The sequence below is a fragment of the Sphingomonas sp. P2_B6 genome (assembly GCF_056404755.1).
Genome location: NZ_JBFUDK010000013.1, coordinates 76,211 through 101,700 on the forward strand (window position 1 = coordinate 76,211; position 25,490 = coordinate 101,700).

Sequence of the window (25,490 nt, forward strand, 5' to 3'; positions counted from 1 at the left end):
GAGACGAGTATGGACATGACGCTGGACTTCGCCCTTGGCGAGAATGCGGACATGATCCGCGACGTGACGCAGCGCTTCGCCAGCGAGAAGATCGCGCCGCTGGCCGCGAAGATCGATGCCGAGGACTGGTTCCCCAGGGAGCTGTGGCCCGCCATGGGCGAGCTCGGCCTGCACGGCATCACCGTCGAGGAGGAATATGGCGGTCTCGGGCTCGGTTATCTCGAGCATGTCATCGCCTGCGAGGAAGTCAGCCGTGCCTCGGCCTCGATCGGCCTTTCCTACGGCGCCCATTCCAACCTCTGCGTCAACCAGATCCGCCGCTGGGGCAATCCCGAGCAGAAGGCGAAATACCTGCCCAAGCTGGTTTCGGGCGAGCATGTCGGCAGCCTCGCCATGTCCGAGGCGGGGGCCGGCTCCGACGTCGTCTCGATGAAGCTGCGCGCCGACGAGGTGCAGGGCGGCTATGTGCTCAACGGCACGAAGTTCTGGATCACCAATGCGGCCTATGCCGACACGCTGGTCGTCTATGCCAAGACCGGTGACGGCAGCCGCGGCATCACCACGTTCCTGATCGAAAAGGACATGCCCGGTTTCTCGATCGGCCAGAAGATCGACAAGATGGGCATGCGCGGCTCTCCCACCGCCGAGCTCGTCTTCAACGACTGCGAAGTGCCCGAAGAGAATATCATGGGCCCGCTCAATGGCGGCGTCGGCGTGCTGATGTCGGGCCTCGATTATGAGCGCACCGTGCTCGCCGGCATCCAGCTCGGCATCATGCAGGCCTGTCTGGACGTGGTCATTCCCTACATCCGCGAGCGCAAGCAGTTCGGCAAGCCGATCGGCGCGTTCCAGCTGATGCAGGCCAAGGTCGCGGACATGTACGTCGCGCTCAACTCGGCCCGCGCCTATGTCTATGCGGTGGCCCGGGCGTGCGACAGCGGCAGGACCACCCGCTTCGACGCGGCCGGCGCGATCCTGCTGGCGAGCGAGAACGCCTTCCGCGTCGCGGGCGAGGCGGTCCAGGCGCTGGGCGGCGCGGGCTATACCAAGGACTGGCCGGTCGAACGCTTCCTGCGCGATGCCAAGCTGCTCGATATCGGTGCCGGGACGAACGAGATCCGGCGCATGCTGATCGGGCGGGAACTGATCGGGGCTTGACCACTTCCTCCGTCATGCCGGACTTGTTCCGGCATCCATCGTGCAACAAGCACTGCCGTCGCGAGAGGAGAGATGGACCCCGGAACGAGTCCGGGGTGACGATGGAGTTGGAATGGGTCGCGGAAGTTACCGCAAGCTCACCTTCGCGGTCACCGACAGCCCCGGCCGCAAGCGCGCCACCGCCGGCTGACCCGGATCGAGCCTGATCCGCACCGGCACCCGCTGGACGATCTTGGTGAAATTGCCCGATCCCGGTTCGAACGGCAGCAGGGTGAATTCCGATCCCGATCCCGGCGCAAAGCTCTCGACCTTGCCGGTCAGGCGATCCCCATCTAGCGCATCGACCCTGATCGTCGCGGCCTGGCCGGGAAGCATCGCCCGGGTCTGAGTCTCCTTGAAGTTCGCGACCACATAGAGCGCCTGAGAGGGCACCAATGTCAGCATCCGCGAGCCAGGCTGAACGAAGTCGCCGGTCTGGACCTGCCGATTGCCCACCACGCCATCGACCGGCGCGCGGATGACGGTATGACCCTGATCCTGCCGCGCCAGCTCGAGCGCGGCTCGCGCGCGCAGGGCGGCGGCCTCGGCCTGCGCGAGTTGCGCCAGCAGCACCGGGCGGCGGGCATGAGTCACCGCGGCCTGTTCGCTCGTCACGTCGCGATCGGCCAGCACGCGCGCTCGCGCCGACTGGGCACCGATCGCGGTGGCGCGGACTCGCTCCATGTCGCGCCGCGTGGCGAAGCCCTGCGCCACCAGCGCCTCGAAGCGGACGCGGTCGGCGGCGGCACGGCTATATTCGGCATCGGCCGACTGGATCGAGGTCTGCGCCGCACGGATCTGCGCGGCAGCAAGGCCTTCATCAGCGCCAAGCCCCGCCAGCGCAGCCCGCGCGGTGGCGACACCCGCATCGGCATCCGCCACCGCCGCCTGCGCCGCCGCCAGCTTCGCGTCGAATTCCTGTGCGTCGATCTGCACCAGCGGATCGCCAGCCTTCACGGCCTGGTTGTCGCGCACCAGCACCGCCGACACGAGACCGCCGACCTTGGGCGCGACCGAACTGCTGTCGGCCTTGAGATAGGCATTGTCGGTGCTCTCCACCGTGCGCGGCGAAAGCAGCCAGGCCACACCGGCCACCGCGATCAGGAGGGCGATCGCCGCGGCGATCAGCGGGTTGCGGCTGATCCTGCGGCGCGGCTTCGCCTCGACCGGCATATCGATGGTCGCGGCCATGTTCATGACGAGATCACCAGCAAGGTGGAGGTGGCGGTCGCAAGGATACGACCCGCCGCATCTGTGAGCTTCGCCTCGGCAAAGGCCACCCGGCGCCCCATGCTGATCACCGTCCCTTCGGCACGCACCACGCCGGTATCGACCGTCATGCCGCGCACATAGGAAATCTTCAGCTCGAGCGTCGTATAGCCCTGCCCCGGCGCCAGCTTCGAATGCACCGCGATGCCGCAGGCGGAATCGAGCAGGGTCGCGGCATAGCCGCCATGGACACTACCGATCGGGTTATAGACCCGGTGATCGGGATTGCCCTCGAACACGGCGCGGCCCTCCTCGACCTCGATCAGCGAGAAGCCCATCGTCTCGCCGATCGGCGGCTGACGGCTCGTGTCGAGTATCGCGCGCAACTGTTCGATACCGCTCATCGCGGCACGATCGCCAATGTCGGTCATTGCGCCTTCTCCAGCCCGAAGCGCTCGATCACCGATCGCCGTGCCCGCGTCAGGATCGCATCCGATTGCGCAGGGTCGGCCACCGCGCGGGACAGACTCACCGCGCCGACCATTTCCGCCAGCATCGATGCCGCCGCGCTCTCCGGATCGACGGCGCCGTGCGCGCCCAGCAACACCGCCAACCGCCCGGTCAGACCCGCCACGCCCTGCCCGAAGCGCACCCGCGCTTCCGGATCGAGCCGCGCCAGATCGCCGGACAGCGCCGGCAGCGGACAGCCATATTCGCGGGCATCGCGATGCTCGGGCGACAGATAGAAATTGACATAAGTCATCAGCGCGACTTGCGGATCGCCTTCGGCATTAGTCACGCCGAAGCGGCGGCCCGCGCTCTCGAACATCTCCTCGATCGCCGCCGCGATCAGCGCGTCCTTCGATTCAAAATGCGCGTAGAAACCGCCATGAGTGAGCCCCGCCCGCGCCATGATGCCGGCAACGGCGACGCCGCCCGGGCCCTTGGCGCGGATTTCCCGCGCCGCTTCCTTGAGCACGCGGCGCCTGGTCTCGCTCTTGTGATCGCTGTCGTAGCGCATGGCCTTGTCGATCTCCTTTATATGACGCATATAATATAAAGACCGCCAGGGGCAAGCCCAAGGACAAGTACCGATGTCATCCACCCCTGCCGTCGGTGCGCCGATCGATCCCATGGCGCTGCCCGATGCGCGGAAATTCCTGATCTTCGGGGTGATGGCGTTCGGCCAGTTCATGGCGCTGATCGACATCCAGATCGTCGCCGCTTCGCTCAACGAAGTGCAGGCCGGCCTGTCTGCCGGACCGGACGAGATCAGCTGGGTCCAGACCGCCTATCTGATGGCGGAGCTGGTGATGATTCCCTTTGCTGCCTTCCTTGCCCAGTCGATGTCGACCCGCTGGCTGTTCGCGCTTTCCGCCGGCCTGTTCACCGTGGCGAGCGCGCTGTGCGGCCTCGCCTGGAGCATCGAATCGATGATCGCCTTTCGCGCACTGCAAGGCTTCGTCGGCGGCGCGATGATCCCGACGGTGTTCGCCACCGGCTTTGCCATGTTCGAGGGCAAGCAGCGCGCGATGATCCCCGCGATCCTCGGCATGGTCTCCGTCCTCGCGCCGACGCTCGGGCCGACGCTCGGCGGGTGGATCACCGATGCGGCGGGCTGGCGCTGGGTGTTCTATGTCAACGTGCTGCCCGGCACGCTCGTCACCATCCTCGCCCTCTCGGTCATCAGGGTCGACCGCGCCGACCTGTCGATGCTCAAACGGATCGACTGGGTCCATCTCGCTGCGATGGCGGTGTTCCTCGCCGGCCTCGAATATGTGTTGGAGGAAGGCCCGAAAAACGACTGGTTCGGCGACACCGGCATTGCCGCGGCCGCCTGGGTGGCGTTCATCGCTTTCCTGCTGTTCCTCGAACGGTCCTTCCGCTCGAGCAGTCCGATCGTGAAGCTCTCGCCTTTCCGCAAGCCGACCTTCGTCTTCGCCTGCGTGTTCAACCTGGTAATCGGCTTCGGCCTCTATGCCGGCACCTATCTGGTCCCACTCTTCCTCGGCCGGGTGCGCGGCTACAATGCGAACGAGATCGGCACCACCGTGTTCGTCGCCGGTCTGGTCCAGCTTTGCGGCGTGCCCATCGCCGCGGCGCTGTCGCAGCGCGTCGACCAGCGCATCGTCATCACTTTCGGCCTCGGTCTGTTCGCGGCGGGGCTGTGGCTCTTTTCCTATATGACGCCCGACTGGGGCTTCGCTGCCCTGCTCGTGCCGCAGGCAGTGCGCAGCTTCGCGATCATGCTGTGCATCGTCCCGAGCGTCGGCCTCGCGCTCAACGGCTTTGCCGGGCCGGAACTGCGCTACGCCTCGGGCCTGTTCAACCTGATGCGCAACCTCGGCGGCGCGATCGGCATCGCGCTGGTCACCACCTGGCTGCAGGACATGACGCGCCTCCACGCGTTGCGCATCAGCGAGTCGCTCGGCGCCTCGTCACGGATCGCGACCGACACGCTCGGCGACCTCGCGCGGATGATGCAGCAGATGACACCCGATCCCGCTCGTGCGCTGCTGATGGCGGAGGCCGTGATGGGCCGCGTCGTCGGCCGCGAGGCGCTGACCCTGGCGTTCAACGACGTGTTCCGCATCATGGCCTGGCTATTCATCGCCGCGCTGGTGATGGTACCGTTCTGCCGCCCGCCGAAACAGGCGAGCCCGGCACCGGTGGACGCGCACTAGCTCCAGCCACCGCCCAGCGCCTTGAACAGCGCTACCGCTGCCTGCGCCTTGCGCGCCGCGGCATCGCTCTCGCGCCGTTCCGCTACCAGCACTGCCTTGCGCCCGCGCGCCAGTGCCAGTCGGTCGTCCTCGCCGCTCGCCACGCGCCGCTCGGACAAGGAGAATGCCGCCCGTTCGCGCTCCAGCGCTGCGCCCGCTTCCTGCGCTGCGATCCGCGCATTCAGGAAGCGGTTGATCGCCGTCTCGCTGTCCGACAGCGCGCCCAGCACGGCCTTTTCGTAGCGCGCGGCAGCGCCCTGCCCGCGCGCATCGGCAGCGCGAATCTGCGCGCGGATCGTGCCGCCCGAGAAGATCGGCCAGGAGATGCTCGGCCCGATCTGAAGCCGCGTGCTGTTGCTGGAGAACAGGTCGCCGGGATTGCGCGCCTGCTGGCCGAGGCTGCCGAACAGGCTGAAGCGCGGGAACAGGTCAGCGGTGGCGACGCCGATGTCAGCGGTGGCGGCGACGAGCTCGCGCTCGGCACGGCGCACGTCCGGGCGACGTTCGAGCAATTCCGAACGAAGCCCGACCAGTATCTCGTCAGGGCTGGCCGGCAGCGGCGCGGGCGCGCGCAGCATCTTGCCGACATCTTCGGGCGTCGACCCGACCAGCACAGCGATTCGATAGGCCGCCGCCGTCGCGCTTGCCTCGGCATCGGGCACCGCCGCCGCGCTGGCCCGCGCAGCGCCATCCGCGGTCTCGACATCGAGCCGCGAGGCCTCGCCCGCCGCGAAGCGCAACCGGGTCAGCCGCGCGAGATCGGCATCCGCCTCCGCCGTCGCCTTGGTCGTGGCGACCACGGCCTGCGCATTGCGGAGGTCGAGATAATTGCGCGCCACCTCGGCGATCAGCGACAGCATCACGTCACGCCGCGCGAACAGTGCCGCATCCTCGCGCGCCGCCGCCGCTTCGCCCTGCCGCACCTGGCGGCCCCACAGGTCGATCTCCCAGCTCGCATCGAAGCCACCGTCGAACAGCCGGAACTCGCGCTGGAATCCCGGAATCTGCCCGATCGGCAATTGCCCGTTCCGGCTCAGCACATTCTCGGTCGCCGATCCCTTGGCCGTTACGGACGGCAGGCGCGTGCCCGCCACCGCATCGCGGTTGGCGCGCGCCTCGGCCAGCCGCGCCTCGGCCTCCGCCAGATCCGGGCTGCTCTCGACCGCGCGCGCGACCAGCGCCGAAAGCTGCGCATCCCCGAAGCGGTTCCACCATGCCAGATCGACCGCACCGGGCGTGCCGGCCTCGACCCAGTTCGCGGTGTCGCCCGGCGTCGAGGGCCGCTTGTAGTCCGGCCCGACGGTGCAGCCGGCCAGTACCGCGCTTGCGAACAGTACGGCAAGGAAACGAGACATCGGGATCACTCCATGCGCGCGCGGAACAGCCAGGCGGCCGCGCTCAGGGTCAGGCAGGCGATGAGGATCAGCGGCCAGAGCTGGTGGAACACTGCCGCCGCGGGCATCGCCTTGAGGAACAGTCCCTGGACGATGACGAGGAAATAGCGGGCGGGATCGGCATAGGTCACGACCTGCAGCCAGCCCGGCATGTTGTCGATCGGGCTGGCATAGCCCGACAACAGGATCAGCGGCGTCGTCACCAGAAAGGACCCGAGAAACGCCTGTTGCTGCGTCGCCGACGCCGCCGAGACCAGCATGCCGATCCCGATCAACGCCAGCATGTACGCGACCAGCGAGAGGTAGAAGAGGATCAGCGATCCAGTGAAGGGCACGCCGAACACCAAGGGCGCGACGATCAGATACAGCGTGCCGTTGAACAGCCCGACCAGCATCGGCGGGACCATCTTGCCGATCAGCACCTCGTGCACGCGTAGTGGCGAGACCATCAGCTGGTCGAACGTGCCCAGCTCGCGCTCGCGCGCCACGGTCTGCGAGGTGACGGCGAGCCCCGCCACCGAGGTGATGATCGCGATCAGCGACGGCAGGGTGAACCAGATATAATCGAGCGACGGGTTGTACCAGTTGGTCACGACGCTGCCGCCGGTGGCATCGCCACGGATGTTCGGCGAAAGGTCGGCGCCGACGCTCCCGGCAATCTGCGAGAGATAACCCGACACGATCTGTGCCGCGTTCGACCGGCGGCCATCGAGCACCACCCCGATCGTCGCCGGCCGGTGCGCCGTCACCGCGCGGTCGAAATCCTCGTCGATTACCACCGCGGCGATCACGTCTTGCCGGTCGATCGCCTTTTCCAGCGCTTCGGGCGATTCCAGTCGGCGGATTTCCTGAAAGTTCGGGCTGCCCGCGATGCGCGACACGATCTCCGCGCTGTGTGCGCCGCTGCTCCGGTCGAGAATGCCGATATCGACATTGCGCACCTCGAGCGTGGTCGCGAAGGTGAAGATGAAGAGCTGGAGCAACGGCGGCACCACCAGCACGACGCGCGACTTGGGGTCGCGCAGCACCGCCCAGATCTCCTTGACGATCATCGCCCGAAGCCGCCGCATCAGTCGAGACTCCTGCGGGTGGCCCGGAAGCTGAGGAAGAAGAAGAACGCGCCGAAACCAAGCATGATCGCGATATTGGGCAGGATCAGCCCCCATAGATCGCCCGCCAGGAACACCGTCTGGAGCGACGGGATCAGATAGCGCGCCGGCACCGCATAGGTGATCATGCGGATCGGCCACGGCATCGACCCGATCTCGAACAGGAAGCCCGACAGCAGGAAGGTCGGCAGGAACGCCGTGAGCAACGCGACCTGGCTCGCCACGAACTGATTCTTCGTCGCGGACGAGATGAACAGGCCAAGCCCCAATGCCGGCATCAGGAACGCCGCGGCGATCGCGAACAGCGCGAACACCGATCCGCGGAACGGCACCCCGAAGGCGACGACCGCAATGACGCTGCACAGCGCCATCGAGGCGAGGCCAAGCAGGAAATAGGGGATGACCTTGCTCGCGATGAACTCGACCATGCTGATCGGCGTGGCCATCATCGCCTCCATCGTGCCGCGTTCCCATTCGCGCGCGACGACCAGCGCCGTCAGCAGGGTGCCGATCATCGTCATGACGATCGCGATCGAGCCGGGAACGAGGAAGAAGCGGCTGCGCAGGCCGGGATTGTACCAGTAGCGCGGGTTGACGCTGATCGGCGGGGTCGCCTGGCGTCCTCCGCCGTCCAGTCCCTCGGCCGCGGCCCAGCTCGCGCGCACGCCCTCGCCATAAGCGGCCGAGAAATTGGCGGTGTTGGGCTGCGATCCGTCGGTGATGATCTGGATCGGCGGCACCTTGCCCCGGGTCGCGCCCTTGCCGAAATCCTGCGGGATGACGATGATCGCGCGGACCTGGCCGCCCACCATCATGCCGCGCACCGCCGCCACCGACCGCGCCGTGGTCACGTCGAAATAGGGCGAATTCTGATAGGCCTGGGCAAGGCCGAGCGCCGGCGCACTGCTGTCCTCCAGCACGAGCGCGATCCGCGTGCGCGGCGTATCCAGCGACACCGCATAGCCGAACAGGAACAGCAGGATCAGCGGCAGGACGAAGGCGATCAGGAAGGTCGAAGGATCGCGCAGGATCTGCGCGCCTTCCTTGCGCACCAGCGCCGCCAGGCGGCGACGGTCGAAACGAATGCCGCTCATGCCGCTTCCGCCGTGTCCCGGTCGCGATCCGACTGCTCGATCAGCGCGATGAAGGCGTCCTCCATCGTCGGATCGTCGACGCCCGCGATCTTCGCCGCATCGGCCTTCAGCGCATCGGGCGTGCCGGTGGCGATCTGCTCCGAGCGGTAGATCAAGGTCACCCGGTCGCAATATTCGGCTTCGTCCATGAAATGCGTGGTGACGAGCACGGTCACGCCCTTTTCGACCAGCCCGTTGATATGAGTCCAGAATTCGCGCCGCGCCACCGGATCCACGCCGGAGGTCGGCTCGTCAAGGAACAGCACCGGCGGCTCGTGCATCACAGCGCAGGCAAGCGCGAGGCGCTGCTTGATGCCGAGCGGCAGCAGCGCCGCATTCTCGTCGATATGCTCGCCGAGCGCGAAGATATGGATCATCTCGTCGATCGCGCGCTTCGCCCGCGCCCGGTCGAGATCATAGGCACCGGAGAAGAAATCGAGATTCTGCCGGACGCTGAGATCGCCATAGAGCGAGAATTTCTGCGCCATATAGCCGAGCGAGGCGCGCGCATCCGCCCGGGCCGAGCGCAGGTCGTTGCCCGCTACCGATCCGGTCCCGCTGCTCGGGGTCAGCAGTCCGCACAGCATCTTGAACGTGGTGGATTTGCCCGCGCCGTTCGGCCCGAGCAGCCCGAAGATCTGCCCCCGTGGAATCTCGAAGCTGATGTCGCGCGCCGCAGTGAAGTCGCCGAAGCGTTTGGTCAGCCCCTTCGCCTCGATCGCCGGCGTCTCGGTCTGCTCGATCGTGCGATAGGCATGGGCCAGCGCGCTCGTGCCCGGCGGCCCGCCGCCCAGGATTTCGATGAACCCGTCCTCGAAACGCGGCTCGGCCTGCTCGACCCTGACCTTCGACCCGGCCTCGAACGCCGCCGCATCGGGCACCGGCACATCGCTGGCGAGCAGCAGCCGCACCGACCGGCCCTGAATCGATCCGTCGATCACATCGTCGCGGTCGAGCGCATGGGTGAGGAACTGCCGCCGCCGTTCGTCGAACCCGGTCACCCGGATCACCCGGTCCTTCACTTTGCCGGTCAGTTCGGCGGGTGGGCCCTCGAACAGCAACTTGCCTTCGCTGAGCAGATAGACCCAGTCGCATTTCTCGGCCTCGTCGAGATAGGCGGTCGACCAGAGCACGCCGATGCCCTCGCCCGTCAGGTCGCCGACCATCGACCAGAGCTCGCGCCGCGACACCGGATCGACGCCGACGCTGGGTTCGTCGAGCAGCAGTACCCTGGGCGTGCGCACCAGCGCGCAGGCAAGGCCCAGCTTCTGCTTCATGCCGCCTGACAACTTGCCGGCGAGCCGGTCCTGGAATCGCCTGAGATCGGTGAAATCGAGCAGCCGGTCGAACGTCGCGCGGTGCTCTTCCTCGGGAAGCCCGCGGACCCGCGCATAGAGCGTCAGGTTCTCGATCACCGTGAGGTCTTCGTACAGGCCGAAGCGTTGCGGCATGTAACCGAGGTCGTCCAGCGCATCGGCCGGCGCCTTGCCAAGCAGCTCCACCTTGCCCTCAGTCGGCGCCATCAGCCCGGCGAGGATGCGGATCAGCGTGGTCTTGCCCGCGCCGTCCGGCCCGACCAGCCCGGTCAGCCGCCCCGGCACGATCGACAGCCTGACGCCGTCGAGCGCTGGCTGGCCGGCGCCGAAGCGTTTGACCAGGCCCTCGACGCTGGCGACGGCATCGGCCACCCGCCTAGTTCCGGTGCGCCGGGCGGGCGCCGGGCACGCGCACGGTCACCGGCTGGCCCTGCCGCAACGCATCGTCGGGATCGGTCACGATGACGCGCAGGCGATAGACCAGGTCGGTCCGAAGGCTCTCGGTCTCGACTGACTTCGGCGTGAATTCGGAGCGTGGCGAGATATAGCCGATCGTGCCGCGATAGGTTTTGGGGTTGCCGTCCGCCGTCACCTGCACCGCCATGCCGGGGCTGATCCGGCTCAGCGCGGATTCGTCGACATAGGCGCGCACGCGCAGCGGCCGGTCGATCGACAGCGTCAGCACCGTCTCGCCCGGCTGGACGATCGCGCCGGGCTCGCGGGCGCGCGTGACGACCGTGCCGGGCGATGCCGCGATGAGCCGCGTGTCGGACAGGTCGGTCGCCGCATTGCGCCGCGCCTCGGCCGCTGCCTGGACTTGCGCCCTCGCCGCCTGGATGTCCTCGGGCCGGGTGCCGGCATTCAGCAGCGACAGACCCTGCTGTGCCTCGGCAAGCTGAGCGCGGGCCCGGTCGCGATCCGCCACCGTCTGGTCCCACACGTCGCGGCTGATCGCGCCGGGGCCGACCAGCGGCTCGCGGCGGCGATAGTCGCGCTCGCTATTCTCCACCACGGCCTGCGCCGCGGCGACACGGGCGCGCGCCTGCGCGATATCCTGGCTGCGATTGCCGTTGCGCAGCTTGGCGAGTTGCGCCTGCGCCTGGGCGAGTTGCGCATCGGCCTGGCCGATCCGGCTGTCGAGCGTCGCCGTATCGAGGACGGCAAGCGTCTGGCCCTGCTTGACCTTGGCGCCCTCCTCGACCGCGATTCCGCTGATCCGTCCGCCGACGCGGAACGCCATGTCGACCTCGCGGATATCGACATTGCCGTGCAGGGTCAGCTCGCCGTCGCCCGCGCGCGGAAACAGGCCGAAGCCACGGGTGGCGACGGCCGCGACAATCAGGCCCAGGGCCACGACGATCAACACGATGATGCGGCGGTTCATGCCAGCGTCTCCATCAGGATGCAGTGCACATTCGCGCGCAAGCGCGCGCGCAACAGGGTGGCGGTTGCCTCGTCGATCCGGTCGATACCCATGACCCGGCAGACCGAGGCGCGGCCGGCGCGCAGCACCAGCGCCTGGCCGAAGAACAAGAGCGCCAGCGCGCGCACGTCCTTCTGGTCCAGATCGGTGCGGATACGCCCGAGCAAGGCGACGAACGTCTCGGCCAGGGGCTCCATCGCGCCGCGATAGAGGCGGTCGAACGCCTCGGTCGGGTCGAGCTGCTCGCGGATGATGAAGCGCGCCCAGAGTTCCGTTTCCGGGCGCAGCATCATCTGGGCAAAGCCGTCGATCAGCCGCAGCAGCCAGTCGACCGCCTGCTCGCGCGACTCGATCGCCGCCGCGCGCGCCGCCGCGAACAACGGTGCCTGCATTTCCGAAATGCCCGACGCGATCCGCTCGGCCGCGGCGAGGTACAGCCCTTCCTTGCCGCCGAAATGATAGGTGATCGAGGACATCGCAGCGCCCGACGCCTTGGCGATCTGGCGGGTACTGGCTCCTTCGAAGCCGAGCCGGCCGAACTGCTCGATGGCAGTGTCGAGAAGAGGTTCGCTTTTCACGACTCAGCTTTTAGTTCGTTCGATCGAACAGTGCAACCGGCGCTGCTTGATACCGCCATGCCGGTTCACCAAGCTGCCGCGCTAGATCAGGCCCAACGCCCGTGCGCGCATCGCGGCGTCGGTGCGGTTCGCGGCGCCGATGGCTGCCAGGGCCTGAGCGACATGAGTCTTCACCGTCGCCGGCGACAGATCGAGGTCGCGCGCGATCTCCTTGTTGGAATAGCCCTGGGCCACCAGCCTGAGGACATCGGCCTGGCGTGCCGTCACGACTGGCCTGGCGGTACGGGTAGATGGCGTCTCGCCATCGCCTTGCGCGCCAGCTGCCAGTTCGGCGAGGCGCGGCGGCAGATAGCGGCCACCGGCAAGCACGAGCTCGATCGCCGCCAGGATGATGTCAGTGCCGGACGTCTTGGGCACGAATCCGGCGACACCGTCCGCGATCAGATCAAGCAACAGCTGGTCGTCATGCGAACCGGTGATCACGAGAATGGGTGTGCCCGGTGCCACGCGCGCCAGGTGCGCGATGCCCTCGCGTTCGGTGGCGCCCGGCATGGTAAGATCAGCCAGGCAAAGGTCTGGCGTCGCCGCCGCCTGATGCCATGCCTCGGGAAAACTGCCCGCCTGCGCGATCGTCGCGTCGGGCCAGCGTCGAGCGACCGCACCCGCCAACGCCTCGCGCACCAATTGATGGTCGTCGCAGATCAGGCAGCTTCGCATGTCGGCTCCCGAAGGACGGCCGGCTCGGGCGCAAGACGCTGACCGAGGGGCAGGCGGATACGGAAAGCGGCGCCGCGGCGCCATCGCCGATCCAGCACGAGCGTGCCGCGCTGCAATTCGATCAGGCGCCGCGCCGAAGACAGCCCGAGACCGAAGCCACCGCGATTCTCGAGCCCATGGTCCGACCCTTGGGCGAAATCGTCGAACAACCGCTCCACATCGCCCGGTGCGATGCCGCGTCCGTCGTCGATCACGCTGAGCTCGACCGCATCTTGCCGCACACGAGCCCCGACCAGGACGCGCGTGCCGTGGGCATGGTGGATGGCATTGCCGACCAGATTGGCCAGCGCCCGCTGCAACAGGCGCGCGTCGGCGCGCGCGACGATGCGGCTCTTTACCAGGATCAGACGCACGCCCGCCGATTGGGCGGCCGGGCCATGCTCCATCACCACCGCGCCGACAATGTGGTCGATCGGCACGTCGCCGACCCGGGCGATGACGGCACCCGCGTCGAGCCGCAAATGATCGAGCATCGTTTCAAGCAGCGCCTGGACTGACTGGAACGCGCTCTTCGCGCCGCGCGCCGCGCGGGCGCGCGATACCGGGTCCTCGCTTTCCAGCGCCTGATCCATGAACAAATGCGCCGCCTGGATCGGCTGCTGGAGATCGTGCGAAGCCGAGGCGATGAACCGCGTCTTGGCGTCGCGTTCGGCTCGCACGATGGCGAGCGCGCGCTCGAGCGATTCCGCAGCGCGCTGAGTCATGGCCCGCGCGTCGGACGCGTCGTTGGCCGCGCGCCAGATGAGGCCGCGAATGCCGATGATCGCGGCACCGGCCATGATCAGGAAGAGTGTCAGCGGCGTGGCGAACGGCACGTCGTGAGTCAGCACGAATGCGGACAGCGACGCGATGAGCGCGAGGCAGCCCAGTACCGACAGCCCATCGCCTCCGGTCATCATCACCATCGCGACGAACCAGACATAGAGGAAGATCGCGAACATGCGCAGATCGTCGTCGGCGGGCGGCAGCAGGATCCACACGCTGGCAGCGATCCCGGCGCAGAAGCTCACCGTCACGACCTGCGACGCGCGGACCCAGAAGCGCGCCGATCGCGCCGCACGCCAGCGCGGAACGGCAAAGGCGGCCAGCAACAGGCACAGAAACAGGACACTGCCACCCATGAAGGCGAGCCAGCCCCGCAGCAGCATGGCATCGACGATCGCGGAGAACTGGGCATGGATGAAGATGAGCACCGTCGCCATCACGACGATGCCGACGATCGTCGTGCGGCTCTTGCTCCGCATCTCCTCGACCTCTTCGAGGCGCAGCTTCACACCGGGTTCGGGCATGATGCGCAGTGCCATCCGGTCGTTGTCCCCCTTCGCGCCTCGGCCATTCGGTTCGGCCACGCGGCCGATACGCTCGTCCAAGTCCCCCGTCTAATCAATAACTCACGGCCGGTTTCAACGACTTTCTTCACGGAAGGCCCGGGGGAACCGTGTCGTACCGGATCGCAACGGCGCCAGCCGGACGACCATCCTATCGGGGGGTAAAATATGCGTATCTTGACCACCCTGGCCGGCCTGCCGGTCGCCACCGCTTCCGCGATGGCGGCCCGTGCCCGGGGCGGAGCGGACCGGAGCAAGAGCCTTGCCGTGTCCCGCGCCGATGTCGGCGCCATCCGCACCAACAGCGGCAGTGCCGGCCCCTGCGTCACCTCCTGAACCGCCCGGGCCTGCGAACGGCCTCGACAATCATTGAATTAGAGGAATTCCCCATGCGCCGTACCTTAGCCAGCCTGATGATCCTCGGGGCGATTTCCGGATGCAGCGGGGGCGACTCCGGCGGATCGGGCGGCGGCGGAGGTGGCGGTGGCGGCAGCACCGCCGATACGCAGGCGCCGATTGTCAGCCTCGCCGCGCCGGCCACCGTCGAAGGCGGGCTCACCCTCGCGCTGACCGCGACGGCAACGGACAATGTGACGACGGGGTTGACGCCGACCATCGCCTGCGACGGTGGCACGCTGACCGGTACGATGCTGGTCACGCCCGTGGTGACGGCGGCCACCACCATTACCTGCACCGCCAGCGCGACCGATGCGGCGGGCAATACCGGTCGTGCGACCGCCTCGATCAGCGTCCAGCCCACCACCGTCTCGCTCAAGCAGGCGCCCGGGACGAGCACTCTCTCCCAAGGCAAATATGGTGCGCTTTTCGCCGAGAACCTGCCCCTCGAACAGGCCAGCTACACCGGCAAGCTCGGCGGCAAGGACGTCACCCTCTATCGCAGCGACGACGCCAGGACGTTGGTCTTCGTCACGCCGACCGGCCTTTCGGCCGGCGCACAGACGATGACAGTCACGATCGGCAGCCGCAGCTACAGTTTCACCGTCCAGGTCTCGGCGCCGGCCGAAGTGGCCAACGCCCGCAACGTCGTGCTCGATTTCCTGACGACGCGGAAGAACGAGGCCCAGGCGTTTCTCGCATCGGCGGGTGCGAGCCTGAACGCGACGGCGAAGGCAGACATCAACGCGAAGATCGCTCAGCTCCAGACTGGCATCAGCACGATCGACAGCTTCTCCGCGGAGGATCTGCGCAACGCGGCGATCTACATCCAGGCCAATCAATTCCTGGCCGCGTCGACGCTGGCGGCACGGTCGCTCGTCCCGAGCGCGGCCGACGACCGGAAGTGCAACGCCGCCGCCGACATCTTCATCTACAGCGTCGTCACCACCATTGCGGCGGCGAAGGTCACCACCCTCGCCGCCGCGGGCATCGGCACCGGGCTCGGTGCGATCGTCTTCGCCGGTGGCGCGCTGCTGACCTATCTCGCCTTCGACAAGGGCGTGCTGAAGTCGCTCGATGCGATCGCCGATTATTGTTTCGACATCGAGAAGCTTGGCCTCTCCAACTATAATTACCAGCCCAGCGGCGCGATGATCGCCGGACAGAAGGTGCGCTACGTAACCGCGACCACGGCGGCCACGCGCCTTGGCTTCTCGAACGACGTGCCCCGCACCTTCCAGGTCCAGCAGCACAAATCGCTGTTCGCGAGCGTCGCGGGTGCCATCAAGTCGTCGACCGACAAGCTGTACGCACTCGCCGTCGCCAACAATTATGTGCCGGAATCGCTAGCGAAGATGGTCAGCAGGGTCGGCGGCTATGACGAGAACCTGCCCGCCTCGACCGTGGCGCTCAGCGGTATAACCTCCGGCGTGACGGGCTCGGCGTCGGGCAGCGGCGACGTGCTGACGCTCCGCTTCAAGGCCGTTAACCCGGACAAGGAGAATATCGACTTCAGCTTCACCCTCACCCCGGCGGACAGCAAGGCGCTGCCGGTGGACGCGACGCTGACGCTGGCGCTGCCCAAGGTGAACGACGCGGCGATCAAGGTGACGCAGGGCCAGCCGACCTCGTCGAGCCTGCAGGTAAGCGGCGCGGATACGCTGGAGCTGGTCGACCGGCCGACCAAGGGCAATGTCGCGCTGCAAAACAATGGCAGCTTCATCTACACGCCGACCGGCCAGAATTTCGGCGACGACAAGTTCACCTATCGTGGCAAGAACGCCAATGGTTATTCCAAGGCGGCCACGGTGCTGGTGACGATCGAGCGCAAGTTTGACGGCGCCTGGAGCGTCACCAGCCGCTCCACCACGACCAGCCAGTCCCAGGCGGGACTCTGCCCGAACGAGACCAACAGCTTCACCATCATGGTCAGCAAGGTTTCGGATACGCAGTACACCACTTCCTATGGCGGCTTCCCGATCACCCTGACCATGTCGAGCAAGGATGATCCGGCGGGGCTCAGCGGTTCGACCACCGTCACCTATGACGATGGTCCCGGCAAGACGACTGAAACGCTTAATGCCAGTATCCCGAACAGCTCCCAGCTCACCGGCAGCGGATCTTTCAGCTATGCCGGTCCCGGCAACACCCGGTGCAGCGGCACGACTTCGGTAACCGGCGTGCGACCGTAAGCCCGCGAAGGGGCGCGGCGCGCGGCGCCGCCGGTGCGGGCAGCTCCCTCCCTGCACCGGCGGCGTCGAAGAGCGGACAAGGGCCTTCCCCTTTCTGTTCCAACGGCGCGCGTATAGAGCGATTTCCCCAAGGGCTTTGAGGCCAGGGGAAAGAGGCGATGATTGACTGAGGCGACGGACCGGACAGGACTGACAGACCCATTGGCGGCAGCACTTGGCGAACGAGGCTATGTCTGCCTCTCCGCGGACACGGTATTGGCGCAGCTCGGCCCTGAGGCTCGTCGGGCGTGGGAAGGGTTCGCCCGTTCCTGGGATGCCCTGGGACCCGATCTCTACATGGCCGATGGCGGCCGGTACCGGCGACGCCGGCACGCCGCGCTCAGGATGTCCGGCGGCGCGATCGAGCCCAAGCCGCGTCAGCCCCATTTCCAGAGCCGCGACTATAACCCGCTGAACGGGGACGTGCAGCGATGGTTCGAGCCTGTCCTGCCCGAGACGCTGGCCAATCCCGTCCTGCAGGCGATCCTGGCGGCCTGGACGCCCCTCCTTTGCGCGGTGGGACGATATCCGGCCGACCAGGCCTGGCATGTCGAGCTTCACCAGTTTCGCATCGAGACATCAGCGGCCGAGACGGGAAGGCCGACGCCCGAGGGCCTTCACCGGGACGGCGTCGACTGGGTGTTCGTGATGCTGGTCGATCGCAGGAACGTCTCGGACGGCGTGACCGAGATCGGCGACGAGGCGGGCGGGCGGATCGGCCAGTTCACCCTGGCGACGCCCGGCGACGGGGTTCTGCTCGACGACCGCCGCATCCGCCACGGCGTCACGCCGATCCGGCCAATCGATCCGGACGAGCCGGCATGGCGGGACGCGCTGGTCGTTACCTGGCTGGCGGAAACAGGCTGATCCAGGCTGCGTTTTCAGGGAAAGGTCTGGCTGGGGCGGCAGGGTTCGAACCTGCGAATGGCGGCATCAAAAGCCGCTGCCTTACCACTTGGCGACGCCCCAGTGAGACCCTGTCGGAACGACCTGACGGGGACCGGTGAGCGGAGGCCTTTAGGCACCCCAACCGATTCCCGCAACGGGCCTGATCGTCAGGCCTGGTCGAGCCGTTCCACCCAGCCATGCGGATCGGGCGCCTTGCCGCGCTGGATGTCGGTGAGCGCGTTCAGCATGCGCAGCGTGGTCTGGCCGGGGCCGCCGCTGCCGATGGTGAAATCGCCGCCCCGCATCTTCATCTGCGCGATCGGCGCGACCACCGCGGCGGTGCCGCAGGCGAACGCCTCGCGCAGCCGGCCGCTCTCCGCATCGGCGCGACACTGGTCGATCGCATAGGGTTCTTCCCGCGCCGTGAGGCCCATGTCCTTCGCCAGCTTCAGGATCGAGTCGCGGGTGATGCCGGGCAGGATCGTGCCCGTCAGGGGCGGCGTTGAGATCGAACCGTCGTCGAACACGAAGAAGATGTTCATGCCGCCCAGCTCCTCGATCCAGCGACGCTCGGCCGCATCGAGGAACAGCACCTGGTCGCAACCCTGACGGATCGCTTCCTTCTGGGCGACCAGGCTGGTGGCGTAATTGCCGCCGCACTTCGCAGCGCCGGTGCCGCCGGGCGCGGCGCGGGTATAATCCTCCGACACCCACAAGGTGACAGCCGATGCGCCGCCCTTGAAATAGGCGCCGACCGAGGAGGCGATCACCGCATAGAGATATTCCGCCGAGGGCTTCACACCCAGGAACGCCTCGCTCGCGATCATGAACGGCCGCAGATACAGCGAGCCGCCGTCGGAGGTCGGAATCCAGTCGTGATCGATCCGCACCAGCTGGCGAATCGACTCGAGGAACAGCTCTTCCGGCAATTCAGCCATCGCCATCCGCTGGGCCGAACTGCGGAACCGCGCCGCATTCGCATCGGGCCGGAACAGGGCCGTTCCGCCATCGGCGAGGCGATATGCCTTCATGCCTTCGAAAATTTCCTGCGCGTAATGCAGCACGGCGGAGGACGCATCCATCTGGAACGGCGCGCGCGGCTGGACGCGGGCGTCATGCCATCCTTGCGCTTCATTGAAGCGGATGGTGACCATATGATCAGTGAAAACCCGCCCGAATCCAGGGTCTTCCAACAGGCGCGCGCGCTCGTTCGCGTCGACCAGACCGGGATGCGGCTCCTGGGTGAAGGTCAGGCCGCTGCCCTTGCTCCCGTCGGTCGTTATATCGAGCATGGTTCCATTCTTACAATTTGATACAATTTCTAGGGTTGAAGCCTAGTAGGGAAGGCGCCAAATCCGGTCAACATGGCAGCCCCGTCAACGACCGCTTCACCGCTTTTCCTGCGGGAGCCCGAGCTTCGCCGCGGAATGGAATTGCTCTATTTCGGCAACAGCCACCTCACGCGCGCGATCGATCGCGGGCTCGCGGCGCAGGGCCTTGGCCGTGCGCACCACCGCGCGCTCTATTTCATCGCCCGCCAGCCCGACATGACCGTGAGCGAACTGCTTGCGCTGCTCGCGATCACCAAGCAGTCGCTCGGCCGGGTACTGACCGAGCTGGGCGATCGTGGGCTGGTCGAGACCCGCCCCGGCGAGCGCGACCGGCGGCAGCGCCTGCTCCGCCTGACCGACGCTGGAAGGGGCCTCGAGAACGAGCTGTTCGAGGCCCTGCGCGAGCGGCTCTCCGCTGCGTATGCCAGCGCCGGGCAATCAGCGGTGAGCGGCTTCTGGGCAGTGCTCGAGGGCCTCATCCCGGAGCATGAGCGCCCCCGCGTCGAGAGCCTGCGGGACTAGCCGCCCCTCTCCCCTTCAAAGCGTCTTCAGATATTCCAGCAAGGCCAGCTTGTCCGCGTCGGGCAAGGTCGTGCCGAATTCATGCCCGCATCGGCTGTTGCCCGAATTGCGCTGGTCGCATCCCGTGGTGACGCGCACGCCGTTCAGCCCGGGCTGGGCAGCAGCAAGGCCAATCGCCTGCGTGTCGTAATAGGGGCCGACCAGGAAGGACGCGGCACGCTGGTCCGCCGGCTTGAGCAGGTCCGCCAGAGTCGCGACCGATCCGTTGTGCAGATAGGGCGCGGCTGCCCAGATGCCGTAGAGCACACGCGACTCGTAACGGTATTTGCCGTCGGTCGGCGCGGCCGCGTCGTCGTCGAACGCATCGTTCAGCGCCTGCTTCACCTGGTCCGACGGCATCGGCCCCTTCGAGCTCTGCTGCTTCGCGATCAGATTGCCCCAGATCGCCGGCACCCATGATCCGCTTTGCAGGATCGACCCGCCGACCGACACGCCGAGCAGGCTGAACGAGGTCGCCGGATTTTTGATCGGCGGCATCAGGAACGGGATATGCGCGCCCTTCAGCACGCCCGGATCGGATTCGCGCGCGAGGATGTCATACTCGTGCGAGTCGGTGCCGACATCCAGCAGCGGGGTCGCCCAGGTCGCCTGGTTGGGCAGGCGCTTCTTGCCCGGCGTCTGGCCGTGACAGGAGACGCAGCCGCCCTGCGCCTGCGACCAGTTGTAGATTTCCTGGCCGCGCGAGACGAGCGCGGGGTCGACCGGCCATTGCCATTTCGGCGCGCCGATCAGCTGCACCAGATCCTCCAGCTTCAACAGCCCATCGAAATCGGTCGATTGCTGGTGCGAGGTGCCCTTGCCGATGAAGTCGATGCCGAACAGGTGGAAGAAAGACTTCTTCGGCCGGAAGGTACCGAACACCCCCATCACTTCGCCGGTGTTCCGCGCCAGGCCGTAAATGTCGCTGCCATTGGCGGAAAAGCCCGGCCACTGCGTGTAATCCTGCTTCGGCGCGTTCCACAGGAACGGATAGCGCACCGGCGCGTCGGCGATCTTGATGTTCGATTCGATCAGATAGCTGGGCGGCTTGCCCAGATCGAGGCCGGTCAGGCGGTCGAAGATCATGCTGACCGCGTCGAGCCGGCCGAGCCCCCACAAGAGGGTCGGATAGGCGTTGTTCCGCAGGGCATTCTCGCGAAGATACCACAGATCGACGTCCGAGCGGAGCTGCTTGATCTGCTTCGCTGGCGGATTGGGGCCGAGCACTGCCGTCGCAAAGGTCGCGAACGAGGCATTGGTCGCGCGCACCCGGCCGACCGCATCGACCAGATCGGTCAGCAACGCCTGGAAATCGACCAGCGCCGGGCCGCCATCGATGCGATATTGCTGAGTCCCGACGACGATCTGCCGCGTATGGCAGGCAGCGCAGGTCATGCCCGCCACTTCCTGCCCCGGCGCGCCCGCCTTGGTGAAGCCGATCGGCAGGTCGGAGCCGGGATTGGGCAGATAGCCATAGCGCGCGAGCTGGTCGCCCAGGAAAGGCTGGCCGTCGGCGGTGGTGAGCGCGTTCAGCCAGGCGAGCGGGATCATCTGCGATCCCTGGTCGCGCGAGTAGAAGTCGCTGCGCGTCGAGTCGGTCCAGGAACTGCCCTGGTCGACATAGGTCACCTGGCCGCCCGCCATGACCGGCAGCGCAAAGCTCGCCGCGATCAGCGACGCCGAAATACAGCTTTTCAGGAAGAGTTTGCGCATCACCAATCCCCGGACGAAAGTGCCTACGCAATACGCGGCTGGCCGAACGAGATTTCGGCAAGTCCAGGAAGGCGGACAAGTCACGCGCTTCCGGCCGGGACACCATCATGCGCGGCGGATTTGGGCAATCGGAGTTGAAACCATTTCGGGAGGATGCGCCCCCGACTGGCCTAAGCCTGGCGCGCCGCAGCGGCCATTTCCGCGTTGCGGCGCGTGGCTGCGGCCAGCGTGTCGCGCATCAGCGTCTTCAGGGCGTCGTCGCGATCCAGGACGTTGAGCCCTTCGCGCGTCGATCCGCCCGGGCTGGCGACACGATCCGCCAGTACCGCCGGCGATACGTCAGCCGCCGACGCCAGCATCGCCGACCCCTCGACCGTCGCAATCGCCATGCGCTGCGCCTGATCCACAGGCAGGCCGAGCGCTTCGCCACCCGCGGCCAGGGCGTCGATGACGCGGTAGAGGAAACCCGGTCCACTCCCGGCCAGCGCAGTCACGACGTCGAACAGCTTTTCGTCCGCGATCCATTCGACCAGCCCGAGCGGCGTCATCAGCGCGGAGACGGCATCGTGCGTGTCCGCATCTGCGTCGTCGGAGTAAAGCCCGACCACGCCCTTGCCGATGCCGACGGGCAGATTCGGCATGGCCCGCACGATCGAGCCCGCGCTGAAACGCCGGGCGAGGCTCGCTTTCTCGACGCCCGCCAGGATCGACACCAGCACCGGCACCCCTGCCAGCCGTTCGGCGTAACGGGCCGTGATCTCGTCGATCTGCTGCGGCTTCATGCCGAGCATCACCATGTCGGGCAGCGGCCCCTCGGGCAGGTCGCGCGCCTGGCGTACGCCTTCGGGAAGCGCGCGATCGGTCCGGTTGACCACATCGACCCGGTCCGCCGCGATCACGCCGCTGGCGATCCAGCGACGCAGCATCGCGCCGCCCATATTGCCGCAGCCGATCAGCCAGATCCTGTCGATCGTCACCGGGTCAGGCTTCGCCCTGGGTCTCGGTCATCGCCGCGGCGAGCGCTTCCTTCGGCGTCTTGCCGCCCCACAGCACGAACTGGAACACCGGGTAGAAACGCTCGCACTCGTCGATCGCCGATTCCACCAGCAGCTCCGCCGCGCCGAGCGACATGGTGCCGTTCTCGCCCTCGATCATCGCGGCGTGGCGATACAGGAGGATCCCGCTCGACGACCATAGCTCGAAATGGCCGACCCAGAGCTGCTCGTTGATCAGCCCGATCGCCTCATAGATCGCGCTGCGGCGCTCATCGGTGACACGAATGTCGGGAAAGGCGAGGAACTGGATGACGCTGTCCTCGTCACGCCACAGCGCCCGGAGCTCATATTGAGTCCAGCTGCCCTTCACCTTGGCGATGACTTCGTCGTCCTGGCGCTCATGCTCCCACCCATGTGCCGCGAAATAGCTTTCGAGCATGTCGATGGGGGCCGCGTCGTCGCGTTCGTAATCGGCTTCGTCAAGCATCACGCCATCCCTTCCCGTGCCGCCGTCGTGACACCAGATGTGGTGCCCCGATACGGTGGGACGCACAAGTCAAGCGTGGATAGACCTGTAGAAAAAGCTGTGGAAAAGATCGTCAGGCTCCTGCCTTGGGTTTCTTGGGGGCGACAGGCGCCGCTGCCGCTTCGAGCGCATCGATCCGGGCGCGCAGCGCGTCGGCATCGTCACGGGCGGCCGCGGCCATCGCCTTGACCGCTTCGAATTCGTCGCGGCTGACGAAGTCGAGACCGCCGATCCATTCCTTCGCCTTGGCCCTGGCGCCCTGTTCGGCCTCGCGGCCCATGCCGGCCAGCGTGCCCGCGGCGCCGTTTACGAACTTCGCGAAATCGTCGAAAATCTTGTTGTCGGACTGCATCGGATGATCCCGTAAAATTCGTGTCAGATGGAGTTGATTTGGGACGTCGAGGACGACGGCACAAGGGTTTCGGCCCCGGGGTTGAGCGCCGCGATGCGATAGGTCAGCAAACCGGCAAAGGCCAGCCATAGCAGATACGGCGCCAAAAGCCACGCCGCGACAGCCCTGACGCGTCCGAACGCCAGCGTCGTCGCGACGGCGAGAACCAGCATCACGACGATGGCGACCAGCGCCCAGCGCACCTGATGCAGGCCGAAGAACAGCGGCGACCAGATCAGGTTCACCGCCATCTGGACCGAGAACAGGGCGATCGCCGCGCCACGCCACCGCGATCCGCGCGCCTGGATGACCATCGCCAGCGCCAGGCCGAGCAGGACGTAAAGCGCGCTCCAGGCCACCGGGAACACCCAGTCCGGCGGGTTTTCGGGCGGCTTGGCGAGCGCGGCATACCAGCTGTTGCCGGATCCGCCGGGCGCCAGGCGCGCCGAGACGAACCCGAGCAGCAGGATGGCTGGAACGGTCACGATCGCCGTGCGCAGGAATGCCAGCCCGCGCGGCTGCTTCGATGCGATGTCCCTCACGCTTCCAGCCCTTTCAGCTTCCGTCCCGCCACCGAACGCGTCGCGGCCAGAAGGAATTCGACATTGCCTTCGGGCCCGGTGATCGGACTTTCCACGACTCCCTCGACATGCCAGCCGCGTGAGTCGACCCAGGCCGAAACCTCGGCGCAGACCCGCGCATGGATGGCGGGATCGCGGACCACCCCGCCCTTGCCGACCTCTTCGCGCCCCGCTTCGAACTGCGGTTTGACCAGCGCGAGCAGACGCGCATCGTCCCTGGCGAAGCCCATCGGCACGTCGAGCACCTTGGCGAGCCCGATAAAGCTCGCATCGCACACGATCAGGTCGACCGGCTCGGGAATATGCGCCGCGGTCAGGATGCGCGCGCTGGTCTGTTCATGGACGATCACGCGCGCGTCCTGACGCAGCTTCCAGGCGAGCTGGTTGGTGCCGCTGTCGACCGCATAGACTCGTGCGGCACCGCGGGTGAGCAGCACATCGGTGAACCCCCCGGTCGAGGAGCCGACGTCGATCGCCACTGCGCCGGTCACGTCCCAGCCGAAATGATCGAGCCCATGCGCCAGCTTGATCCCGCCGCGCGATACCCAGGGATGATCGCGCCCCCGCACGTCGAGCACCGCGTCGTCCGGAAATTGTTGCCCGGGTTTGTCGATCTTGCGGTCGCCCGCGAATACCAGCCCCGCCATGATCAGCGCCTGTGCGCGCGTCCGGCTCTCGGCGAGGCCGCGATCGACGAGCATCTGATCGGCGCGAAGCTTGGCCATGCCAAGCCCTACCAAGCCGAGTCGCGCCGCGATAGCCCATTCCCGGTCCGGTTGGACACGACGAATCCGGCCCCTTTTGCGACCGGATCATGCCGCCATTTCGGACTGTCGCAGCGCCTGCGCGGTTGGTCGCAGGGTCTATTGCCTATCGGAATAGTAGGAATAGCTTTTCACCTCGGGAGGCGTGGTCGCTCGGCGTCCCCTAGAGCTTCGCGCGGCCACGTCTCTCCCCTCTTCAAGGAGTGCGTATCATGGGAAGCTTTTCGCCCCACGACCCGGCCCAACCGACCATCCTGACCGTTCCCGGTCTGGGGGGATCGGGGCCTTCGCACTGGCAGAGCCTGTGGGAAAGCGCCCGGCCCGACACTGTCCGCGTTGAGCTCGGCATGTGGAACACCCCGCATCGCAATGCCTGGGTGACCAAGCTCGACCAGGCGATTCGCTCGGCCCAGGCGCCGGTGATCCTGGCCGCGCACAGCCTTGGCTGCCTTGCCGTCGCCTGGTGGGCCGAGCTGACGCGCCAGCCCTATGGCTGGCCGGTCGCCGGCGCGCTGCTGGTCGCGCCGGCCGATGTCGATCGCCCGGATGCCCAGGTTGATCTGCATGCCTTCGCGCCGACGCCGGTCGCGCCGCTGCCCTTCCCCTCGATCCTCGTCGCCAGCCGCGACGATCCGTGGATCACCATCGAGCGCGCGCACAGCCTCGCGGCGACCTGGGGCAGCCATTTCGTCGATGCGGGCGAACAGGGGCATATCAACGCCGCCAGCGGGATCGGCTGGTGGAGCGAGGGGCAGGAACTGCTCGACCGCGTCATCCACGCCGCCGGCGACCGCAAGGGCCGTCCCCGTGCGCCGGGCGATGCCCGCTCGATCCTCGCGGTCAACGCGACGGATGCGGCGCAGGCGCATTATCTCGGCGGCGACGCCCGCTGATCCCAGGCCCCTCCCTTTCGGGGGAGGGGCGCG

Annotated in this window: 25 protein-coding genes and 1 tRNA gene; 7 read left to right on the forward strand and 19 right to left on the reverse strand. The window is 67.1% G+C overall.

Annotated features, from left to right (window positions below; all coding sequences use genetic code 11):
* Positions 1-9: 9 nt before the first annotated feature.
* Positions 10-1,158, forward strand: a complete 1,149-nt coding sequence (locus AC1DX5_RS17620; protein WP_478016538.1) for an isovaleryl-CoA dehydrogenase — start codon at positions 10-12, stop codon at positions 1,156-1,158.
* A 126-nt stretch (positions 1,159-1,284) separates the two neighbouring features.
* On the opposite strand, the gene AC1DX5_RS17625 is transcribed toward AC1DX5_RS17620, so the two are convergent.
* Genes AC1DX5_RS17625 through AC1DX5_RS17635 form a run of 3 tightly spaced genes read right to left on the reverse strand, consistent with a single transcriptional unit; the run spans position 1,285 to position 3,427 of the window.
* Complete coding sequence (locus AC1DX5_RS17625) at positions 1,285-2,394, reverse strand: HlyD family secretion protein (protein ID WP_478016539.1); 1,110 nt, start codon at positions 2,392-2,394, stop codon at positions 1,285-1,287.
* A complete protein-coding gene (locus tag AC1DX5_RS17630) occupies positions 2,391-2,837 on the reverse strand; it encodes a PaaI family thioesterase (RefSeq protein WP_478016540.1) in 447 nt (148 codons plus the stop codon). Before AC1DX5_RS17630 ends, AC1DX5_RS17625 begins: the two co-directional genes overlap by 4 nt.
* Entirely contained in the window at positions 2,834-3,427 is a 594-nt protein-coding gene (locus tag AC1DX5_RS17635; protein WP_478016541.1) for a TetR/AcrR family transcriptional regulator, read from the reverse strand. The genes AC1DX5_RS17630 and AC1DX5_RS17635 overlap by 4 nt, the downstream gene beginning before the upstream one ends.
* Positions 3,428-3,500: 73 nt before the next feature.
* Here AC1DX5_RS17635 and AC1DX5_RS17640 point away from each other — a divergent pair, with 73 nt between their 5' ends.
* On the forward strand, positions 3,501-5,090 hold the full coding sequence (locus AC1DX5_RS17640; protein ID WP_478016542.1) for a DHA2 family efflux MFS transporter permease subunit: 1,590 nt from the start codon (positions 3,501-3,503) through the stop codon (positions 5,088-5,090).
* On the opposite strand, the gene AC1DX5_RS17645 is transcribed toward AC1DX5_RS17640, so the two are convergent.
* From AC1DX5_RS17645 to AC1DX5_RS17680, 8 genes are all read right to left on the reverse strand, one after another.
* The gene (locus AC1DX5_RS17645) at positions 5,087-6,484 is read right to left on the reverse strand and encodes an efflux transporter outer membrane subunit (RefSeq protein WP_478016543.1); all 1,398 of its coding nucleotides are present in this window, start codon (positions 6,482-6,484) and stop codon (positions 5,087-5,089) included. The two genes, AC1DX5_RS17640 and AC1DX5_RS17645, sit on opposite strands and share 4 nt — an antisense overlap.
* 5 nt (positions 6,485-6,489) lie before the next feature.
* Positions 6,490-7,593: an ABC transporter permease gene (locus AC1DX5_RS17650; protein ID WP_478016544.1), complete on the reverse strand. Its 1,104-nt coding sequence runs from the start codon at positions 7,591-7,593 to the stop codon at positions 6,490-6,492.
* Complete coding sequence (locus AC1DX5_RS17655) at positions 7,593-8,726, reverse strand: ABC transporter permease (RefSeq protein ID WP_478016545.1); 1,134 nt, start codon at positions 8,724-8,726, stop codon at positions 7,593-7,595. The genes AC1DX5_RS17650 and AC1DX5_RS17655 overlap by 1 nt, the downstream gene beginning before the upstream one ends.
* On the reverse strand, positions 8,723-10,453 hold the full coding sequence (locus AC1DX5_RS17660) for an ATP-binding cassette domain-containing protein (RefSeq protein ID WP_478016546.1): 1,731 nt from the start codon (positions 10,451-10,453) through the stop codon (positions 8,723-8,725). The genes AC1DX5_RS17655 and AC1DX5_RS17660 overlap by 4 nt, the downstream gene beginning before the upstream one ends.
* Before the next feature lie 4 nt (positions 10,454-10,457).
* Positions 10,458-11,465 carry an HlyD family secretion protein gene (locus AC1DX5_RS17665; protein WP_478016547.1) on the reverse strand — a complete coding sequence of 336 codons (1,008 nt, stop codon included), beginning with the start codon at positions 11,463-11,465 and terminating at the stop codon, positions 10,458-10,460.
* Positions 11,462-12,082, reverse strand: a complete 621-nt coding sequence (locus AC1DX5_RS17670) for a CerR family C-terminal domain-containing protein (RefSeq protein WP_465174322.1) — start codon at positions 12,080-12,082, stop codon at positions 11,462-11,464. The genes AC1DX5_RS17665 and AC1DX5_RS17670 overlap by 4 nt, the downstream gene beginning before the upstream one ends.
* Positions 12,083-12,163: 81 nt before the next feature.
* The gene (locus AC1DX5_RS17675) at positions 12,164-12,799 is read right to left on the reverse strand and encodes a LuxR C-terminal-related transcriptional regulator (RefSeq protein ID WP_478016548.1); all 636 of its coding nucleotides are present in this window, start codon (positions 12,797-12,799) and stop codon (positions 12,164-12,166) included.
* Positions 12,784-14,163: a sensor histidine kinase gene (locus tag AC1DX5_RS17680; RefSeq protein WP_478016549.1), complete on the reverse strand. Its 1,380-nt coding sequence runs from the start codon at positions 14,161-14,163 to the stop codon at positions 12,784-12,786. The genes AC1DX5_RS17675 and AC1DX5_RS17680 overlap by 16 nt, the downstream gene beginning before the upstream one ends.
* Before the next feature lie 192 nt (positions 14,164-14,355).
* Here AC1DX5_RS17680 and AC1DX5_RS17685 point away from each other — a divergent pair, with 192 nt between their 5' ends.
* The 3 genes from AC1DX5_RS17685 (at position 14,356) to AC1DX5_RS17695 (ending at position 17,681) form a co-directional block, all read left to right on the forward strand.
* Positions 14,356-14,523 carry a hypothetical protein gene (locus AC1DX5_RS17685; protein WP_478016550.1) on the forward strand — a complete coding sequence of 56 codons (168 nt, stop codon included), beginning with the start codon at positions 14,356-14,358 and terminating at the stop codon, positions 14,521-14,523.
* A 53-nt stretch (positions 14,524-14,576) separates the two neighbouring features.
* Positions 14,577-16,775, forward strand: a complete 2,199-nt coding sequence (locus AC1DX5_RS17690) for an Ig-like domain-containing protein (RefSeq protein ID WP_465174326.1) — start codon at positions 14,577-14,579, stop codon at positions 16,773-16,775.
* Between the two features lie 162 nt (positions 16,776-16,937).
* Positions 16,938-17,681, forward strand: coding sequence for a 2OG-Fe dioxygenase family protein (locus tag AC1DX5_RS17695; RefSeq protein ID WP_478016551.1), 744 nt, complete (start codon positions 16,938-16,940; stop codon positions 17,679-17,681).
* A 27-nt stretch (positions 17,682-17,708) separates the two neighbouring features.
* Here the strand turns inward: AC1DX5_RS17695 and AC1DX5_RS17700 are convergent.
* Positions 17,709-17,783: transfer RNA gene (locus AC1DX5_RS17700), tRNA-Gln, on the reverse strand.
* 86 nt (positions 17,784-17,869) lie between these two features.
* Entirely contained in the window at positions 17,870-18,994 is a 1,125-nt protein-coding gene (locus AC1DX5_RS17705; RefSeq protein ID WP_465174328.1) for a branched-chain amino acid aminotransferase, read from the reverse strand.
* A gap of 72 nt (positions 18,995-19,066) precedes the next feature.
* On the opposite strand from AC1DX5_RS17705, the gene AC1DX5_RS17710 reads away from it, so the two are divergent.
* Positions 19,067-19,555, forward strand: a complete 489-nt coding sequence (locus tag AC1DX5_RS17710; protein WP_465169985.1) for a MarR family winged helix-turn-helix transcriptional regulator — start codon at positions 19,067-19,069, stop codon at positions 19,553-19,555.
* 15 nt (positions 19,556-19,570) lie between these two features.
* Here the strand turns inward: AC1DX5_RS17710 and AC1DX5_RS17715 are convergent, their stop codons facing one another.
* The 6 genes from AC1DX5_RS17715 to AC1DX5_RS17740 form a co-directional block, all read right to left on the reverse strand.
* A complete protein-coding gene (locus tag AC1DX5_RS17715) occupies positions 19,571-21,307 on the reverse strand; it encodes a di-heme-cytochrome C peroxidase (protein WP_478016552.1) in 1,737 nt (578 codons plus the stop codon).
* A 170-nt stretch (positions 21,308-21,477) separates the two neighbouring features.
* Positions 21,478-22,284 (reverse strand): pyrroline-5-carboxylate reductase, encoded by an 807-nt coding sequence (gene proC / locus AC1DX5_RS17720; RefSeq protein WP_478016553.1) that lies wholly within the window; start codon positions 22,282-22,284, stop codon positions 21,478-21,480.
* A 4-nt stretch (positions 22,285-22,288) separates the two neighbouring features.
* A complete protein-coding gene (locus AC1DX5_RS17725; protein ID WP_301087995.1) occupies positions 22,289-22,789 on the reverse strand; it encodes a type III secretion system chaperone family protein in 501 nt (166 codons plus the stop codon).
* 112 nt (positions 22,790-22,901) lie between these two features.
* Entirely contained in the window at positions 22,902-23,180 is a 279-nt protein-coding gene (locus AC1DX5_RS17730) for an accessory factor UbiK family protein (protein WP_465169988.1), read from the reverse strand.
* A 23-nt stretch (positions 23,181-23,203) separates the two neighbouring features.
* On the reverse strand, positions 23,204-23,761 hold the full coding sequence (locus tag AC1DX5_RS17735; RefSeq protein WP_478016554.1) for a TspO/MBR family protein: 558 nt from the start codon (positions 23,759-23,761) through the stop codon (positions 23,204-23,206).
* Positions 23,758-24,525 carry a TlyA family RNA methyltransferase gene (locus AC1DX5_RS17740; protein WP_465174333.1) on the reverse strand — a complete coding sequence of 256 codons (768 nt, stop codon included), beginning with the start codon at positions 24,523-24,525 and terminating at the stop codon, positions 23,758-23,760. Before AC1DX5_RS17740 ends, AC1DX5_RS17735 begins: the two co-directional genes overlap by 4 nt.
* A 251-nt stretch (positions 24,526-24,776) precedes the next feature.
* On the opposite strand from AC1DX5_RS17740, the gene AC1DX5_RS17745 reads away from it, so the two are divergent.
* A complete protein-coding gene (locus tag AC1DX5_RS17745; RefSeq protein ID WP_465174334.1) occupies positions 24,777-25,457 on the forward strand; it encodes an RBBP9/YdeN family alpha/beta hydrolase in 681 nt (226 codons plus the stop codon).
* Positions 25,458-25,490: the final 33 nt, after the last annotated feature.